Raw genomic sequence first — 16,795 nt, forward strand, 5'->3', positions numbered from 1 at the left:
GTCCTAGATTCTCGTCGCCTGTTCCGCAAGGAAGCGGTCCCGGCGACGGGCCTTGGCGCAGTCCACCTTGACCATGCCGTTTTCTATACGCACGGGATAGGTATCCAGGGGCCTCGGCGCAGGCCCGGTCAGGACCTCCCCTGTCAGACTGAAAGTCGAACCGTGGCAGGGGCAGACAAAGGCCCCTTTCTCCTCATCCCACGGCACGGAACATCCCAGATGGGTGCAGGTCCTCGACAGGGCCAGAAATCCCCCGTCCGGCAGTCGGGCGAGGTAGAACTGCCCCTGTGGCACTGCCGTCACAGTGCCGGGCAGGAACATCGAGATTTCGCCCGCGTCAACCACGCCGACCTCGCGCTCCGGCCGGTTGCGGTCCCTGCGCGAAGCCAGGAACGATATGCCAAGCCAACCGAACTCGGCCAGAGCCGCCAGACCGAGCACAGCCCAAAGCCTGTTGAAGAAAGTCCGGCGGCCAATCTTGAACCCGGCGAAACGCGTATCCGTTTTGCTCACAAGCTGCCTCCTGTTCCATGCCAGGGCCAAACCAGGTGCATCTCCGCGCCGCGGAAGAAAACGCCGACAACAGTGAGTACAGTGAGAATCGCGAACCCCGCGACAAGACCGGCCATGACCGCTTCCGCCCTGGTGCGGTTCGCGGCCTTGACCAGCAGCCAATACCCCCCAGCCGCCAAAAGAATGACGGCCGAGGTGGGAACTATCCCGCGCGCAATCAACGCACCCGCAGCCATGCCGACGCCCGGCTGCCGAAGGGCGTTGTCGGCCAACACGGCGGCCACGGCCAAAAGCGCGCCGCCTCCTGCGGCCCATGCCGCCAGCCCCCTGCCCCGCTCCGAACCGAACCAGACGCCGCCCGGCAGTGCGCTGCCCGGAATGAGAGGGAGCAGCAAAAGCGCCGCGCCGCCCAGAAACGGCCAGACAAACGCCGCAAACACGGGATGAAGATGCAGCAGCAATTCCTGCAATCCCTGGAAATACCACGGCGCCTTGGTTGGATTGGGGCTCATGCCCGGATTGGCCTGCTCAAGCAGGGGGGCGTTCCAGAACATGGCCAGAAAAAGGACAAAGGCGACGAGGGACAGGCCGACGGCCGCCTCGCGGGCGATCAGATTCGGCACCACGGGAATCCGCCGAATCGGCTCGCCCCCTTCCGACGCGCTGATGAGTCCACCCGCCCTGCGCACAAGCCAGAAATGCCACAGGAGCAGAACCAGCAGGGAGCCGGGAATAACCGCCACATGCAACACATAGAAGTTGGACAGGGTCGCCTGTCCGATCTCGGGCCCGCCCTGGATAACCCCGCGCAGCCAATCCCCGCACAAGGGAATATAGCCGAGCGCGGCCATGGAAACCGTCACGGCCCAATAGGCGAGTTGATCCCATGGAAGCAGGTAGCCGGTGAAATTGGCGGCCAGCACGAGAACGAGCAGGCCGAGCCCAATTGTCCAGTTGAGGCGGCGGCCCGGCCCGAAGGCTCCGGTAAGGGCCGTGCGCAGCAGATGGAGCACGACGACCACCGCCAACAGGTTCGCGCTGGCATGATGAATGTTGCGTACCCAATATCCGAGGGGAATGTCGCGGCCCAGGGCCCGCACCGAGCCGTAGGCTTCCTCAAGCGTCGGCCGGTAGGCGAGGAGCAGGAGCGCACCCGTAAGAAAAAGCAATCCCGTCAAGACTACGGCCATGCCCCCCAGCCCCCAGCTCAGGCGGAAGCGGATCGTCGGGTACGGCACGGTCCGGGGATGGAGGTGGAGAATGAAGTCGGTGATGGACTGCCTGGACGCCTTCATGAATCTTCCTTGTTCAAGAATCGGCGGGACGCTGGCCGGACAATATACAGACAAGGTATAACGCACATCCGGCCAGAATGAAAGGAACTCCACCCCGCCGCACACAAGTCGCGGCGAGGCGGAGCGAATTCCGGCAGACCGGGCGCGCTACTTGGTTTCGGGATACACCGTCTTCCAGTCGTTCTTCATGTCCACCACGGCCCAACCGGACTTGGCCGCCTCGGCCTGTGCCTTCTCCGCGCCCTTGTCGTAGGCGAACTCGCGCCCGCCGTCGGTATGGCGAACCAGAAGGGCGAAACGGGCACCCTCCCCGGCCATGGTGTACTGCAACATCTGAAGGTCTCCGTCCGAATTGCCGAAGGCGGCGACAGGACGGCGGCCGATGTGCAGGTTGATGCCCACGGGCTTGCCTTCCTTGTCGTCTATGAAGCCCAGCTCGGCTTCGCGGATGATGACCGGCTTTCCATCACGCATCTCGAATTTAGTCTTGATGGAACTGCCCACGACCTGCTCGGGCGGAATACCGTACACGGCTTCCGACCAGGGGCGCATGAACTCGATGCCGCCGCCGGATACGATGAAGGTCTTGAAACCGTTGGCGCGCATATAAGCCAAAAGCTCAAGCATGGGCTGGTAGACCATCGCCGTATACGGCATCTTGGTCTGTGGATGCCTCGCCGTCGCGATCCACTGCTTGACCCGGGCTTCGAATTCGGCAGAGGTCATGCCCGCATGGGTGGCCATGACCACTTCGAGGAGCGACTTCATCCCGCCCTTGGCCGCCGTCTCCATATCGCCTTTGAGCAAGGAGGCGAAAGGCTCCCGCGTCTTCCATTCGGGATGCTCCGGGGCCAGTTCCCTGACCCGGTCCAGGGCAAAGAACAATTGAAAATACATGGGCTTTTCCGCCCACAAGGTGCCGTCATTGTCAAAGACGGCTATCCGTTCGGAAACCGGAATGAAATCCGGGCCGCCCTCCGATGTCGTCCTGCTCACGAAATCGACAATGCTCCGCTTGACGTCGCCGTCATTCCAGGAGGGAAGCGGATCGGCGGCCTGCGCAAGGCCCGAGAAGAAAACCAGGACAAAAGCCGCAAACAGTATCTTCCAAGTCTTCAAAGTGTAGCCCATGGCGTCTTCCTTTTGGGGCTTTAAGCGGACAGTCCACCCGCTTGGACGGACTTGCCCCCGAAAGCTTCGCGCTCCCGGGGGCAAGCGTCACGGATTGTCGTTCGATCAATTCAACACGGCTACGGTCCAACCTAGTTGCCCGTGGGCATGGGCAGGCTGATGCCTTCCTTGTTCAGGGAGTCACGGACATACTGGAAACGCTGATAGTTGGTCAGCGTCATCGGGCCGGTGTAAACCTCGCTCTGGAGCTTTTCGGGAGGATACTCGACATAGGTTTTCATCAGCTCCTTGACGGCCAGATTAAAGGACACCAGCGTCCAGGTATGCTCGGTGTAGTTGTTCATGAACACGTCGTAGCGCTCCTGCGGGTCCTGCCAGAGGTCAAAGACCTGAGGTACGGTCGCCACGTACTTGTCGGGCCCCTTCCAACCGAGGTTGGAGTCCACGGCAAGACCGCCGGTATGCGCGCCGTTGTCGCCGCGGAGATTGTACACGGCCTTGTAATTGCCCACGCGCACCGCGCCAGGGGTCAATTCGTTTTCGGTGAAGTAGAACCAACTGTTGCGCTCAGACTTGCCCTTGCCGAAAAGGACCGGGGACATGTCGTAGCTGTCGAAGACCATGGGCTTGCCCTCGACGTTGTTCTTCGGAAGCTCGACTCCGGCCACGGAAGCGAATGTGGCCATCAGGTCCAGGCCGCCCAGGATGTCGCTATTGCGGCTGCCGGCCTTGATCTTGCCGGGCATCCAGGCAATGGCCGGAACGCGGTTGCCGCCCTCGCGGACGGTGCCCTTGGTGCCGCGGAAGGGAGTATAGCCCGCATCGGGGTACACGTCCTGCCAGGCGCCGTTGTCCGTGGTCCAGAAGACCAGGGTGTTCTTATCCAGGCCGAGCTCGCGCAGCTTGTTCATGATGTTGCCGACGCGGGTGTCAAGCTCCACGATGGAATCGGCGTACTTGGTCTTGGACAGGGACTTGTGCTTGAACTCGGGAGCCGGAAGGTTGGGCTGGTGCACCTTCATGAAGTTGGCGTTGATGAAGAACGGCTTGCCGTCCTTGGCGCCCTTGGCTGCCTCTTCCAGGAACTCCAGGGTCGCCTTTTCCACGTAGCTGTCCACGAAGGGGATGCCCACCACGCCCTTTTCCGGGGTGTTGTTGTAGGAGCCGTCGACCTTGAAGTCCTCCTTGGCCTCTTCTCCGGCCTTGGCGGACAGGGACCCCTTGGTCACCTTCGCGAACATTTCACGCAGCTTGGGGTCCATGTCGGGGAACCAATTGGCATCGGCATAAGTATACGCGTTGAGGTGATACAGGAAACAATACTTCATCACGTCGTAGCCATGGGCGTTGGGCAGCGCGTAATCGTCCTCTCCCAAATGCCACTTGCCTGTGAAGTAGGTATTGTACCCCGCCTTTTTGAGCACGGAGGCCAGGGTCCACTCGGAAGCGGGCAGGCCGCCTCCCTGACCTTGGAAGGCAACCGTGGTCATGCCGCTGCGGTTGGGGATACGGCCGGTCTGCATGGCGGCGCGGCCCGGCGTGCAGCTCGGTTGGGCATAGAACGAGAACATCGTCATGCCTTCATCAGCCAGCCGGTCGAAGTTGGGCGTGGGCATTCCGCGCCCTTCGCCGCCGCCATAGACGCCCAGGTCGCCGAACCCGGTGTCGTCGGAGACGATCAGGAGAATGTTCGGTTTCTCGGCCGCCACGGCGAACGCCGCGAGACAAAGGACCAGGGCGGACGCAATTGCCGCCACAAAAAACATTTTCGGTCTCATAAGCAATTTCCTCCCTAGGTTTAACTATGGGGCCTGGGAATGAAGTTCCGTCGTCGAAACCAACGCCTGAAAAACTGACGAGCACTCACTGCCGGCAGACGAGCGGCACCGGCAAAAACACACCAAGAGATACCGTGTAAACGGAAAACCATCCCGCCATAACACTATAACCTATTTTATTTTCTAAAGGCGGTTTCTAAAATTTGCCAATGCTTTTTTGTTTCTATTCGATAATTTTTTGTTATATGCATACAAGGTTATTTTTTTTATTCGAAAAACGAGATCGTTACGCCAACGAAAAAAAGACCGCAAAAAACACCTCGCTCTGGATCAGGACGCACGTGGTTAATTCATACGCACCCCCAACGGGAGCACGAAATGCACATTACTCTCAGGCACATCGAACAAATCGACGCACTTTGCCGATACGGGAATTTCCGGCTCGCGGCAGACAACCTCTGCATTTCCCAACCGGCGCTCAGCCGCTCCATCCTCACCCTGGAGGAAAGGCTCGGAGTGAAGCTGTTCGACCGCACGCGCGGCAAGCTGCTGCCCACCGGATATGGAGCCCTCATCCAGCAACGGGGACAAAAAATGCTCCGCGAGGTGCAATTGCTGCATCGTGACATTTCCATGTTAAGAGGGGGCGAAGAGGGGATCATCCACATCGGATGCGGCCCGTTTCCCGGCGAAGTGCTGGCGGGCGAGGCCATCGGGCGGTTCAACAAGCTGTATCCGAAGGTACCGTCAAACTGACCGTGGACCACGCGCCGAGGCTCAACGGACTACTGCGCAAACGGGCCATCGATTTCTATGTCGCGGACGCCTCCCAGATGCACGGCAATCAGGAATTCTCCCTGACCCCGCTCCCCCAACAGCAGGGCTATTTCTGCTGCCGGAAAGACCATCCGCTGATCAAACTTCCATCGCCTTCAATCAAAGAAATTTTCAACCACCCGATGGCCATCATGTGGACGTCCGAGCCCGTGCTGGCCCTGCTCAGCAAGCTCCTCGGGGAAAAAATCCGAAGACTCGAAGACCTCGGCACCGGCCTGATAAAATGCGACAACCTGCACACCCTACTGCGTGTGGTCAGCTCCGGCGATGCCTTCACCATCACCACACGTGAGGTGTTCGACAAGAGCGTATTCAAGGACAGCCTCCGCCTCCTGCCGGTGGATGTGCCGGAATTGAGGACCGATTACGCCATAGTGACCCTGAAGGGACGTTCAACCATCAAGGCGATCGACTGCCTCCACGACCTCTTCATGGCCGTGGCCGATGAGGTGGTGTACCGTAACGCGCCCGAAACGGACCATCGCGCGGACGGGAAACGCGCGCCTATTTTCCGAAGAGAGGTTCAGTGATAAGCGACTTTATCACCGGGGAGATCTGAATGCGGAACATGGCCTGTTGGCCGAAGTCCTCGGGCTTGACCACCGAATACTCGATCCCAGCCTTGATGTTCACGGGCGTGCCGCCCATGCTGACAGTCTTGCCCACAAAGAGCCCCACCGGCACGGTCCATTTGTTCCCGTCCGAGGCGTTGTGGTTATAGGTGATGGTCGGATTCATGCCCACCTGCCAGGCATCGGGCAGATTGAAGGTCAGGAAATACAACATGGTGCCCTGACTGAGATCAGCCTTTCCGCCTTGGCCTGCGGACGCAAGCTTTCAAAAATAATTGGGGAAAATACCGGCGGTGAACAGCTTGTTCTTATACCCGATCACGGCAGCCGGTCCCAGGCCCCACTGGTCCTGGCCCAAACGGCTGTCCGTGGCGGTGGGCAAAAGGGCCGTGGCTCCCGCTCCAATAATCAGATTAGATCCGGTCACGTTGATCGACGGCGTGTAAATGACCGGCAACTGAATATCGCCGAGGCCGCTCACCTGACGCACATCGCCCCCTCCCTTGGGAACGGGCTGTGAAAAAATGATGGGCACTACGGGGCGGGTGACAAGTTTGGACTGATCGTCGCCCGAGCCCATGAGCGGAATGGGCAAAATCGGTTGAAAATTCAGCCCAACGCCATACTTCGGCCCGCCGTCCACTTCTTTCCCGTCAAAGAACTGCAATGGATGCAGGTCAAAATTCAAGGCCCACAGGTCGCCCAAGGGGTTGGCAAGCTTGGCTCCGGCCTCGGACAGGGAATCGGGACTGTGAACCGTGGCGGACGCCTTGCCGTCCTGGGCCTGAGCAGGGATCACGACAACGCACAATCCCGCCAGCACGGCGACAAAAACAAAGACCGAACGCGCAGCCGAGCGCATCCGGTCTTCCATGATTCTTTTCAGGAAAGTGGCGTTCATCGAAAAGCACTCCTCATGGCTTTCCACACAGATTTGATAACAAAAAACACTATATTCATGTTAAAACATAATTTTTTTGTTATCATCAAATGTCAAGAAATAATGGAGCACCTGTTACCTGTCGACAAATACAAGCCGTCGCCGACTAAATATAGGTCAGACGAATCTGATCCGAATAGCCACATCGCCGGTCTTGCCCGCAAGCCCGGCGATAAAATCGTCCGCGCTCATGCCGTCCACTTCGATAATCCGGTCCTTCTTTCCGTCAAGGAACTCGGCCAGCACCGCAGCGTCGACCAGGATGCCCCGGCCGAGGATATTCCTGCCGCTCTCCACGGCCAACGTGCTGAAAACCTTCACAGACAGCCGCGCCGGGGCCGCTTGGGCCGGAACGTGATCCTTGACGGAAATGCCGCTGCGGAAACTCTTGTAGAAATTGTCGCGGCCCATGACGATACCCACCAGGCCGGGCATTGCGCCCCCCAGGGCCAGCCGGTCCCCGTCCTTGACGAAGGTATCGTCCAGATCGTCCACCGGACTGTTATTAAGGAATATGGTCCTGACTGTCCCGTCGATGAATTCGTCGTCGAAACCAAGCGCGCTCCGCAAAAAATTTCTCACCGAGCTGCCGGAAATCGTTTCTAAGGCAAATCCTTTCTGCAAAAGATAATTCCACGCGGAAACCGCCTCTACGGGCATCAATATTTCCATATAGTCGTTTTTCCCGGACAAATTCACTTCCTCCTGTCCAAACCATTGTACCGAAATCAAACATTATGCCAAACCGAGCACAATATACTGTTTTTTTTGACATTAATTTTCAAACTAGGCTATGATTAAATCAATAGTCAGAGTATCGACAAAGCGTCAAGAAAAACGCTGAATCCTAACCGCAGAGGGTAATCCTATGCCTAAGATCCTTAGAATCAATTGCCGAACTCAAGAATATTCCTTTGATGAAGTCGGCCAGTACGTCGGCTTGGGCGGTCGCGCCTTGACCTCCAGAATCATCAACAAGGAAGTCCCCGCCACCAGCCATCCCCTGTCCGCCGAGAACAAGCTGGTCATCGCCTCCGGCCTGTTGGGCGGCTCCACGGCTGCCAACTCGGGCCGTGTGTCCGTTGGCACCAAGTCCCCGCTGACCGGCGGCATCAAGGAATCCAACTCCGGCGGCTTGTTCGGCCACAGAATGCCCAAGCTCGGACTCCTCGCCATCGTGCTTGAGGACAAGCCCGAGGAAGACGCGCCCTTCTCCACGTTGTTCATCACCGAAGACAGGGTCGAGTTCCGCGACGCGTCCGACATCGCCGGAATGGACACCTATCCCGGCCATGACAAGCTGTTGGGCGAATACGGCGACAAGCTGTGCGCGGCCATGATCGGCCCCGCCGGCGAGACCCTGCGCAAGACCGCGACCATCCAGTTCACCGATCCGTACAAGCGGCCCGCCCGCTCCGCGGGACGCGGCGGCACCGGCGCGGTCCTGGGCTCCAAGAAGATCAAGGCCATCGTTCTCGACCCCGAGGTGAACGTGAAGGTTTCCGCCGTCGACAACGACGCATTCAAGGAAGCCCGCTCCACCTGGGTCTCCATCCTGAAGGGACATCCGGTCACCGCCGAGGGCCTGCCCGGTTTCGGCACCTCCGTGCTGGTCAACGTCATCAACGAGGCGGGCGCACTGCCCACCAAGAACTTCCGCTTCGGCCAGTGCGACCACGCAGCGGACATCTCCGGTGAAAAGATCGCCGAGGTCATCACCGAGCGCGGCGGCAAGACCACCGAAGGCTGCCACACCGGCTGCATCATCCAGTGCTCCCAGCAGTATAACGACGCCAACGGCAACTACCTGAGTTCCGGCTTCGAGTACGAGACCGTCTGGGCTTTCGGCGCCAACGCCATGATCCGCGACATCGACGATATCGCGATGATGGACCGCCTGTGCGACGAAAAGGGCATGGACACCATCGAAATCGGCAACACCATCGCCGTGGCCATGGACGGCGGCATCATCCCCTGGGGTGACGGCAAGGCCGCCATCGAGCTGCTCAAGAAGGTCGGCACCGACGATCCCATGGGCATGATTATCGGCAACGGCGTGGACTTCGCGGGCGGCGCCTTCGGCGTGGAACGCCTGCCCACGGTCAAGGGCCAGTCCATGCCCGCCTACGACCCGCGCGCGGTCAAGGGCGTCGGCGTGACCTACGCCACCACGGCCATGGGAGCCGATCACACCGCTGGATACGGCGTCACCGCCAACGTCCTTGGCGTGGGCGGAACCGTTGACGGACACAAGAAGGAAGGCAACGTCGAGCTGTCCAAGAACCTCCAGGTAGCCACCGCCGCCATCGACTCCATGGGCTTCTGCCTGTTCGTGGCCTTCGCGGTCCTGGACTCCGAGAACGGCGTTCAGATCATGGCCGACCTGGTCCAGTCCTGGACCGGCAACTCCTTCTCCGTGGACGACCTGGTCGCCTTGGGCGCGGGAGCCATGCAGGACGAGCAGGACTTCAACGAGCGCGCGGGCTTCTCCAAGGTCGACGACCAACTGCCCCGCTTCTTCGAAACCGACCCCCTGCCGCCCCACAACGTGGTCTGGGACTACACCGTTGACGAACTGCAAGACGCAAAGGCCTAGTTCGGACGACACTGTCCACGACATGGGCCGGGGACTGTTCCCCGGCCCTTTTTTATGGTTGACCCAGACCCTTCAACCGCCTAGATTCAGAGCATGGGAATAGAAATCAAATGCTTCGCCACCTTGGCGAAATATCTACCGGAAAACGGCCAGGACTATCCTATTGAACCGGGCGAGACCGTCCGCTCCCTGATAGCCAAACTCGGCATCCCGGAAAAGGACGTCACCCTGGTGTTCATCAACGCCCTGCGTTCAGGCCCGGACAGCGAAATCGCCGACGGAGACCGCGTGGGCCTGTTTCCCCCGGTTGGCGGAGGCTAGCCCTTTGGACGGCGCCCTCAAAGACGACATCCTCGCCACTGCCCGTCCCGGCTCCCTGCCCTGGGGCGGCACGGGACAAGTCCTTGATGTGGAACGGGTGGCCGACCTTGCCGCGCGCCACGCTGTGCCCGGCTGCGAAATCGAGGCGTTGGCCCTTGAGCTCGACGTCACGCCGACCCGCTACCTGCGCAACCGGCAATCCGTCTCCCCAAAGGATCAGATCCTCCTGCTCCGATCGCACGTGGCCCAGGTGGGCCTCGGCGGCCTGGGCGGCGCACTGCTGGAACAGCTCCTGCGCCTCGGCGTCGGAACCTTGCGCACGGCTGACGGCGACACATTCGAGGCTTCCAACCTGAACCGGCAGTCTCTGGCCACCTTAAGCGGCCTCGGCCGGGGCAAAACCCGCGCGGCCAAATTGCGGGCGGCGGAGATCAACCCCTCGGCAACCCTGGAAGCCCGGCCCGAATTTCTGACGCCGGAGACCCTGCCGGAATTCCTGGAAGGCTGTACCGTGGCCGTGGACGCCCTGGGCGGCCTGACCATGCGCGGCCACCTGCAAAAAGCCGCCACTGCCGCGTCCATCCCCTTGGTGACCGGCGCCCTGGCCGGGTGGACCGGCTATGTGGCCGTGGTCATGCCAGGACAGATCGGCCCGGCCGATCTCATGGGCACGGACAACGGCGGCGAAGAACTGCTCGGCTGTCCGGCCCCGGCCGTAAACCTCGCGGCCTCGCTCATGGCCTCCGAAGTCGTCAACATTCTCACCGGCCAACCGACCCTGGCCGGGAAAATGCTTGTGACCGATCTGCGCTCGCACACATTTGAAACCGTTTCGCTCTGATTCGGTGCCAAGTCCTGTTGAATTATGTTTTCGTTGACGTAATTCCCCAACATCGTCTATTTTCTTCATCTGCTATAATATTCTTTACAAAATGGTGGGTTCACCGGCCTGCGAACTCCGAGGTACTCCATGAAACAACAACCCGAAACCGTCCTGAGACTCCGCGTCTGGCTCGACCATGAAGACCAGACCTACATCGGCATTGGCAGCACTCTCCTGCTGCAACAAGTCGAAAAACTCGGCTCCCTGCGCAAGGCGGCCGAAGCTCTTGGCATGTCCTACCGCCGTGCATGGGGCAAACTGAAAAACGCCGAGGAACGCATCGGCAAGCCTCTGGTTGAAAAGACCAAGGGCAAGGGCCAGCGCTTCAATCTTTCGCCCTATGGCAAGGAAGTCATGGAAAAATTTCTGCATTTCTATCTGGATGTGGAGGAATACGCCACGCAACGCGCTGCGGAACTCCTCGACATGGACGTCAAAAAAGCCGGCGAATTTTACCGGGACGACACGGAATAGAGCCTCATATCGTTTGAGGCCAGCGGATATAACTGCTCATAAATGGAGGGAAAAATGAAACGTTTGCTGATCGCCACCCTGTCCTGCCTCATCATCGCAGCCATGGCCCTGCCCGTTATGGCAGGCCAGACCCTGATGATGGCCACCACCACCAGCACCGCCAACACCGGCCTGCTGGACGACCTGATCGTGCCCAAATTCATGAAGGACACCGGCATCGAAATCAAATTCGTGGCCGTGGGCACGGGCAAGGCCCTCAAAATGGCCGAGAACTGCGACGTGGACGTTGTCCTGGTCCATGCTCCCGCATCGGAAAAGGCGTACATGGACAAAGGCGTGCTCGTGGACCGCAAAGAACTCATGTACAATGACTTCGTCATCATCGGCCCGGCCTCCGATCCGGCGGGCGTGAAGGGCATGGATGTGGCCGAAGCGCTGAAGACCATCGCCCAGAAGCAGGCTGTGTTCGCCAGCCGTGGCGACAACTCCGGCACCCACAAGAAGGAATTGTCCCTGTGGAACGCCGCCGGAATGCCCGTGCCCGAAAAAGACGCCTGGTACGTCCAGACCGGACAGGGTATGCTCCCGACCATCAACATCGCCAATGAGAAGAACGGCTACACCATGACCGACCGTGGCACCTACATCAAGTACGCCGACACCAGGGGCGGCAACCCGCCGTTGGTTGTCCTGGTCGAAGGCGACAAGGTCCTGTTCAACCAGTACAGCGCCCTGGCCGTGAACACCGCCAAGTGCAAGAACGCCCAGTACGAGCTGGCAACCAAGTTCATCAACTGGATGGCCACTCCCGACACCCAGGAAGCCATCGGCAACTTCAAGCTGCTCGGCAAGAAGCTGTTCATTCCCAACGCGAAATAACATCACAGTCCTGATCCGGCGGGGGAGGGAGTTACGTCTCCCTCCCCCCCCTTTACGAGACCTATATGGAATATCTGCTGCAAGGCTTCATGCAGGGGTTCAAACTCCTCTTTTCAGGCAATCCCGAGACCTACTCCGCCATCACGGCGACGGTCTATGCGTCCACCCTGTCCATGATATGCAGCCTGTCTATCGGCGTGCCGCTGGGGTTCCTGCTCGGCTACAACACATTTCCCGGAAAGAAGGTCGTCCGCACCATCGTGGACACCCTGCTTTCGTTTCCCACGGTGGTCATCGGACTGGTCGTCTACGCCTTCCTGACCCGACACGGACCGCTGGGCGGGACCGGACTGCTCTTTACCGTGCCGGGCATGGCCATAGGCCAGACCCTGCTCGGACTGCCCATCATCATCGCCATGACCGCCAACGCCGTGGAGTCGCTCGACAAGCGGCTGCCCATGACCCTGCTCACCCTGGGCGCGACCCCGGTTCAAATGATGTGGGCCACGGTCCTCGAAGCCCGCTATTCCATCATGCTCGCGGCCATGGCCGCATACGGACGCATCGTCTCCGAGGTGGGCATCTCCATGATGGTCGGCGGCAACATCAAATGGCATACCCGGACCATCACCACAGCCATCGCGCTGGAAACCGGCAAGGGTGAATTCGCCGTGGGCATAGCCCTGGGCATGGTTCTCCTGGCAGTGGCGCTGCTGGTCAACATCGGAGCCGCGGGCCTCAAAAAACGGGCTGTCCAATGACCACCCCTCTCATCTCCCTCGACAAGATTCGCCAACGGTATTCCGAGCGGACCGTCCTCGACATCGACCACCTGGAGTTCGAAGAAGGCTCCATCGTCGGCCTCGCAGGTCCCAACGGCTCCGGCAAATCCACCTTGCTTCGGCTGCTCGCCTTTCTGGAATCCCCGAAGCAGGGCACCATCACTTTTCTCGGCCGCCCCGCCCAGGCCAAGTCAACCGTGAACCGACAGGTCACGCTGCTGGTGCAGGAACCCTACCTGCTCAAGCGCACGGTCTTCGCCAACGTGGCCTACGGACTACGCATTCGAGGCAAGAACGACATCCCGATCAAAGTGGCCCGGGCGCTCGAAATCGTCGGGCTCGCCCCCACCGTCTTCGCCAAGCGGCAATGGTACGAGCTGTCCGGCGGAGAAGTGCAGCGCGTGGCCCTGGCGGCCCGCCTTGTTCTCAAGCCCAAGCTCCTCCTCATGGACGAGCCCACGGCAAGCCTCGACGCCAAAAGCGCCGAACTGATCCATCAGGCCGTGCTGTCCGCCCGCGACGAGTACGGCGCGAGCCTGGTCATCGCCAGCCACGACATGCCCTGGCTCGAAGGGGTCGCGGAACGAATCCATTATCTCGACAGCGGCCGCCTGGTGCGGACCGTCTAACCGTTCGGAGGAATCCATGAAGGCAGTCTCCCTCGTCGGACCGAAGAAATCCGGCAAAACCACCCTGGGCGTGCAGCTCGCCCGTCATCTCAAGGAACAGGGACTGACCGTTTCCGCGGCCAAGTTCAGCCACCACGGCTTCGACTGGAGCGACGCCGACACCACGGACTACGCATCCGTCTGCGACACCGTGGCGGGCCTGAGCCCCAAGGAGACCTTCGTTCACTGGACCAAACGCAGCTTCCTGCCCGACCTGCTGCCGCTGCTGAACAACGATGTGCTCATCGTGGAAGGAGGCAAGGAACTGGGTTTCCTGCCGCGCATCCTCTGTCTGAGCGGCGACCTGTCAGACGGCATCGACTGGCTCCACCCCGAGCTGGCCATAGCAAGCGTGGGCGATGAATCCGTGGACGGCGTGCCCGTGCTCAACGACATCCCGGCCCTGGCCGACACGGTGCTTGAGAAGGGATTCTTCCTGCCGGGCATGGACTGCGAGACCTGTGGCCGCCCCGACTGCCACACACTGGCGTCGGAGATCGTGGCGGGAAAGGCTACGACCAAGGCGTGCCTTGCCATGCACAACTCCATCCAGCTCGACATCGACGGCGCGCCGGTCGGCATGAAACCCTTTGTGGAGGACATCATCTCCGCCTCCATCAGGGAAATGATCCGCACCCTCAAGGGGTACGCTCCCGGCAAAGCCACCATCAAGCTAGACGTTTAGATCATGCGCATCGTTCTCTTCGAGCCGGAAATTCCGCCCAATACCGGCAACATCGCGCGGCTGTGCGCGGCCACGCGGACCCCGCTGCACCTCATCGAACCGCTCGGGTTCTCCGTCGACGACAAGCACCTCAAACGCGCCGGACTGGACTACTGGCCGCATGTGGACGTGACCATCCACCCGAACTTCAACCACTTTCTTGAAACGGTCGCGCCGCCGAGACTGGTCATGGCCACGACCAAGGGCAGCACCGCCCACCACCTTTTCGAGTTCCGGGCCGATGACGCCATCGTCCTCGGCCCGGAATCGCGCGGTCTGCCCGCCGAGCTCATGGACGGCCATCCAAAGGTGCGTATCCCCATCTGGGGCGAGGTCCGCAGTCTGAACCTGTCCACTGCGACCGGCATCCTGCTCTTCGAAGCCCTGCGCCGCACGGATTCCATCGTGGACACCTTCCCGGCTTGAGTTTTTACCCGCCCGGCTGTAGGATTTTCAAAGTTCAAGAATCCCCAAACCCTTTCACCCAGACCAACAGACATTCCATGAAACTACTCGTTACCGGCGGCTGCGGCTTCATCGGCACCAATTTCATCAGGCTCATGCTCGCCTCCCATCCGGACTGGTCCATCCTCAACCTGGACAAGCTGACCTATGCGGGCAACCGGCTCAACCTCCTGGATTTGGAGGAAAACGAGCCCCGCTACGAATTCGTGCACGGCGACATCTGCGACCGCGATCTGGTCATGGACCTGCTGTCCGGCAACAACGTGGACGCGGTAGTCAACTTCGCGGCCGAGTCCCACGTCGACAGGTCCATCAACGACCCGTCGCCCTTCGTGGCCACCAACACGGCCGGAGCACAGAACCTCATGGAATGCGCCCGGCAGTGTCGCACGGAGCGATTCGTGCATGTATCTACCGACGAGGTCTACGGCACCCTCGGCCCGTCAGGGAAATTCACCGAAACCACACCGCTCGCGCCCAACAGCCCGTACTCGGCCAGCAAGGCTGGCGCGGACCTCATGGCCCGGGCCTATTTCGAGACCTACCATTTCCCGGTGCTCATCACCCGCTGCTCCAACAACTACGGGCCGTACCAATTCCCCGAGAAACTCATCCCTCTCATGTTCCTCAACGCAAAAGCGGACAAGCCGCTGCCCGTCTACGGCGACGGCCTCAACGTGCGCGACTGGATATATGTGGACGACCACTGCCGAGGCGTGGAGCTGACCCTGACAAAGGGACGCGAGGGACAGGCGTACAACTTCGGCGGCAACGCCGAGGAAACCAATATTTCCGTTGTCAAAACCCTGCTCTCCATCGTGGGCAAGCCGGAATCGCTGATTACCTACGTCACCGACCGGCCGGGACACGACAAACGGTACGCCATGGACTTTTCCCTGGCCCAAGAGGAACTAGGCTTCGCCCCGACCCTGCCCTTTGCCGAGGGGCTGGCGCGAACCATCGCCTGGTACGAAGCCAACGGGACCTGGCTCGAACAAGTCCAGAGCGGCGAATACCGGAACTTCATGGATACCTGGTACGAGGAGCGCGCCTGATGCGCATAGAAGGACTGCGGGTTGCCATCCTGGGCGGTAGGACAGGACTGCTGGGACAGGCGCTGACCAAGGCGTTCGGCCGCGCCGGTGCCATGGCCTTCCCCCTGTCCCGCAAGGATTGCGACGTCCTCGACCCGTTGTGCGTGGAAAAATGGCTGGACCGGAACGACCCAGACCTGCTCATCAACGCCACGGGCTATACGCAGGTGGACCTGGCTGAGGACGAGCCCGAAAAGGCGTTCGCCCTCAACGCCACGGCTCCGCCGCTCTTGGCCACCCTGGCCGCGCGGCGGGCCATCCCGTTCATCCACTACAGCACGGACTTCGTTTTCAACGGCAGCAAACATTCGCCCTACACCGAATACGATGAGGCCAACTCAACCTCTGTATACGGAATCAGCAAGGCGGACGGTGAACGCGGCCTGCTCAAGCTCGGCTACGACCGCACCCTGATAATCAGGATATCCTGGCTCTTCGGGCCGGGCAGGACGAATTTCGTGAAAAAGATTCTCGGGCTGGCGGACACACGCAGGAATCTGAGTGTGGTCAACGACCAGATCGGTTCCCCCTCCTACACGCCCGATATTGCAGAAAACACCATCCGGCTGGTGGAACGGGACGCTTCGGGCATCTTCCACCTCGCCAACTCCGGGGAAACCTCCTGGCACGGGCTGGCCAACACCGCCGTCAACCTTGCGAACAAGGACTGCACGGTCTCGCCCGTCCCCACCTCCGCCTATCCCACTAAAGCCGTCCGGCCGTCATACTCAGTGCTCGACCTGGCCAAGTTCACTCGGACCACGGGCGCCACCCCACGCCGATGGGAAGACGCCCTCAGGCAGTACGTGCTGGAAGATCTCGGCCTTGGGGCCTAGCCCGCTT

General features: G+C 60.5%; 20 protein-coding genes. 13 read left to right on the plus strand and 7 right to left on the minus strand.

What is annotated here, in order from left to right:
* Positions 1-3: 3 nt before the first annotated feature.
* The 4 genes from LF599_RS10620 to LF599_RS10635 form a co-directional block, all read right to left on the minus strand.
* Complete coding sequence (locus LF599_RS10620; protein WP_279520724.1) at positions 4-513, minus strand: QcrA and Rieske domain-containing protein; 510 nt, start codon at positions 511-513, stop codon at positions 4-6.
* Positions 510-1,808 carry a cytochrome b N-terminal domain-containing protein gene (locus tag LF599_RS10625; RefSeq protein WP_279520725.1) on the minus strand — a complete coding sequence of 433 codons (1,299 nt, stop codon included), beginning with the start codon at positions 1,806-1,808 and terminating at the stop codon, positions 510-512. Before LF599_RS10625 ends, LF599_RS10620 begins: the two co-directional genes overlap by 4 nt.
* Before the next feature lie 147 nt (positions 1,809-1,955).
* The gene (locus LF599_RS10630; protein WP_279520726.1) at positions 1,956-2,939 is read right to left on the minus strand and encodes an HAD family hydrolase; all 984 of its coding nucleotides are present in this window, start codon (positions 2,937-2,939) and stop codon (positions 1,956-1,958) included.
* Positions 2,940-3,070: 131 nt separating this feature from the next.
* Positions 3,071-4,717, minus strand: coding sequence for an arylsulfatase (locus tag LF599_RS10635; protein WP_279520727.1), 1,647 nt, complete (start codon positions 4,715-4,717; stop codon positions 3,071-3,073).
* Between the two features lie 378 nt (positions 4,718-5,095).
* Here LF599_RS10635 and LF599_RS10640 point away from each other — a divergent pair, with 378 nt between their 5' ends.
* Both LF599_RS10640 and LF599_RS10645 read left to right on the plus strand, forming a co-directional pair.
* Positions 5,096-5,473 (plus strand): LysR family transcriptional regulator, encoded by a 378-nt coding sequence (locus LF599_RS10640; protein ID WP_279520728.1) that lies wholly within the window; start codon positions 5,096-5,098, stop codon positions 5,471-5,473.
* A 2-nt stretch (positions 5,474-5,475) separates the two neighbouring features.
* The gene (locus LF599_RS10645) at positions 5,476-6,084 is read left to right on the plus strand and encodes a LysR substrate-binding domain-containing protein (protein ID WP_279520729.1); all 609 of its coding nucleotides are present in this window, start codon (positions 5,476-5,478) and stop codon (positions 6,082-6,084) included.
* Here the strand turns inward: LF599_RS10645 and LF599_RS10650 are convergent.
* From LF599_RS10650 to LF599_RS10660, 3 genes are all read right to left on the minus strand, one after another.
* A complete protein-coding gene (locus LF599_RS10650) occupies positions 6,059-6,340 on the minus strand; it encodes a hypothetical protein (protein WP_269942460.1) in 282 nt (93 codons plus the stop codon). The genes LF599_RS10645 and LF599_RS10650 overlap by 26 nt on opposite strands.
* Before the next feature lie 51 nt (positions 6,341-6,391).
* Complete coding sequence (locus LF599_RS10655; RefSeq protein WP_279520730.1) at positions 6,392-7,027, minus strand: hypothetical protein; 636 nt, start codon at positions 7,025-7,027, stop codon at positions 6,392-6,394.
* 156 nt (positions 7,028-7,183) lie between these two features.
* Positions 7,184-7,648, minus strand: coding sequence for a hypothetical protein (locus tag LF599_RS10660; RefSeq protein ID WP_279520731.1), 465 nt, complete (start codon positions 7,646-7,648; stop codon positions 7,184-7,186).
* Between the two features lie 286 nt (positions 7,649-7,934).
* Between LF599_RS10660 and LF599_RS10665 the strand changes: the two genes are divergently transcribed.
* The 11 genes from LF599_RS10665 (at position 7,935) to rfbD (ending at position 16,788) form a co-directional block, all read left to right on the plus strand.
* Positions 7,935-9,662: an aldehyde ferredoxin oxidoreductase family protein gene (locus tag LF599_RS10665; protein WP_279520732.1), complete on the plus strand. Its 1,728-nt coding sequence runs from the start codon at positions 7,935-7,937 to the stop codon at positions 9,660-9,662.
* A gap of 93 nt (positions 9,663-9,755) precedes the next feature.
* Positions 9,756-9,983 carry a MoaD/ThiS family protein gene (locus tag LF599_RS10670; protein WP_269942457.1) on the plus strand — a complete coding sequence of 76 codons (228 nt, stop codon included), beginning with the start codon at positions 9,756-9,758 and terminating at the stop codon, positions 9,981-9,983.
* Between the two features lie 4 nt (positions 9,984-9,987).
* Positions 9,988-10,824 (plus strand): HesA/MoeB/ThiF family protein, encoded by an 837-nt coding sequence (locus LF599_RS10675; RefSeq protein WP_279520733.1) that lies wholly within the window; start codon positions 9,988-9,990, stop codon positions 10,822-10,824.
* Between the two features lie 129 nt (positions 10,825-10,953).
* Positions 10,954-11,340, plus strand: a complete 387-nt coding sequence (locus tag LF599_RS10680; protein WP_279520734.1) for a winged helix-turn-helix domain-containing protein — start codon at positions 10,954-10,956, stop codon at positions 11,338-11,340.
* Positions 11,341-11,394: 54 nt separating this feature from the next.
* Positions 11,395-12,219 (plus strand): substrate-binding domain-containing protein, encoded by an 825-nt coding sequence (locus LF599_RS10685; RefSeq protein ID WP_269942454.1) that lies wholly within the window; start codon positions 11,395-11,397, stop codon positions 12,217-12,219.
* Between the two features lie 65 nt (positions 12,220-12,284).
* Complete coding sequence (locus LF599_RS10690) at positions 12,285-12,980, plus strand: ABC transporter permease (protein ID WP_279520735.1); 696 nt, start codon at positions 12,285-12,287, stop codon at positions 12,978-12,980.
* On the plus strand, positions 12,977-13,630 hold the full coding sequence (locus LF599_RS10695; protein ID WP_279520736.1) for an energy-coupling factor ABC transporter ATP-binding protein: 654 nt from the start codon (positions 12,977-12,979) through the stop codon (positions 13,628-13,630). The genes LF599_RS10690 and LF599_RS10695 overlap by 4 nt, the downstream gene beginning before the upstream one ends.
* Positions 13,631-13,646: 16 nt before the next feature.
* Complete coding sequence (locus tag LF599_RS10700) at positions 13,647-14,354, plus strand: molybdopterin-guanine dinucleotide biosynthesis protein MobB (RefSeq protein WP_279520737.1); 708 nt, start codon at positions 13,647-13,649, stop codon at positions 14,352-14,354.
* Positions 14,355-14,357: 3 nt separating this feature from the next.
* Positions 14,358-14,819: a tRNA (cytidine(34)-2'-O)-methyltransferase gene (locus tag LF599_RS10705; RefSeq protein WP_269942453.1), complete on the plus strand. Its 462-nt coding sequence runs from the start codon at positions 14,358-14,360 to the stop codon at positions 14,817-14,819.
* Positions 14,820-14,896: 77 nt separating this feature from the next.
* Complete coding sequence (gene rfbB, locus LF599_RS10710; protein ID WP_279520738.1) at positions 14,897-15,913, plus strand: dTDP-glucose 4,6-dehydratase; 1,017 nt, start codon at positions 14,897-14,899, stop codon at positions 15,911-15,913.
* The gene (rfbD, locus tag LF599_RS10715) at positions 15,913-16,788 is read left to right on the plus strand and encodes a dTDP-4-dehydrorhamnose reductase (RefSeq protein WP_279520739.1); all 876 of its coding nucleotides are present in this window, start codon (positions 15,913-15,915) and stop codon (positions 16,786-16,788) included. The genes rfbB and rfbD overlap by 1 nt, the downstream gene beginning before the upstream one ends.
* The last annotated feature ends 7 nt before the right edge of the window (positions 16,789-16,795 follow it).

It is taken from the genome of Pseudodesulfovibrio thermohalotolerans, from assembly GCF_021353295.2.
Taxonomy (GTDB): Bacteria; Desulfobacterota; Desulfovibrionia; order Desulfovibrionales; family Desulfovibrionaceae; genus Pseudodesulfovibrio; species Pseudodesulfovibrio thermohalotolerans.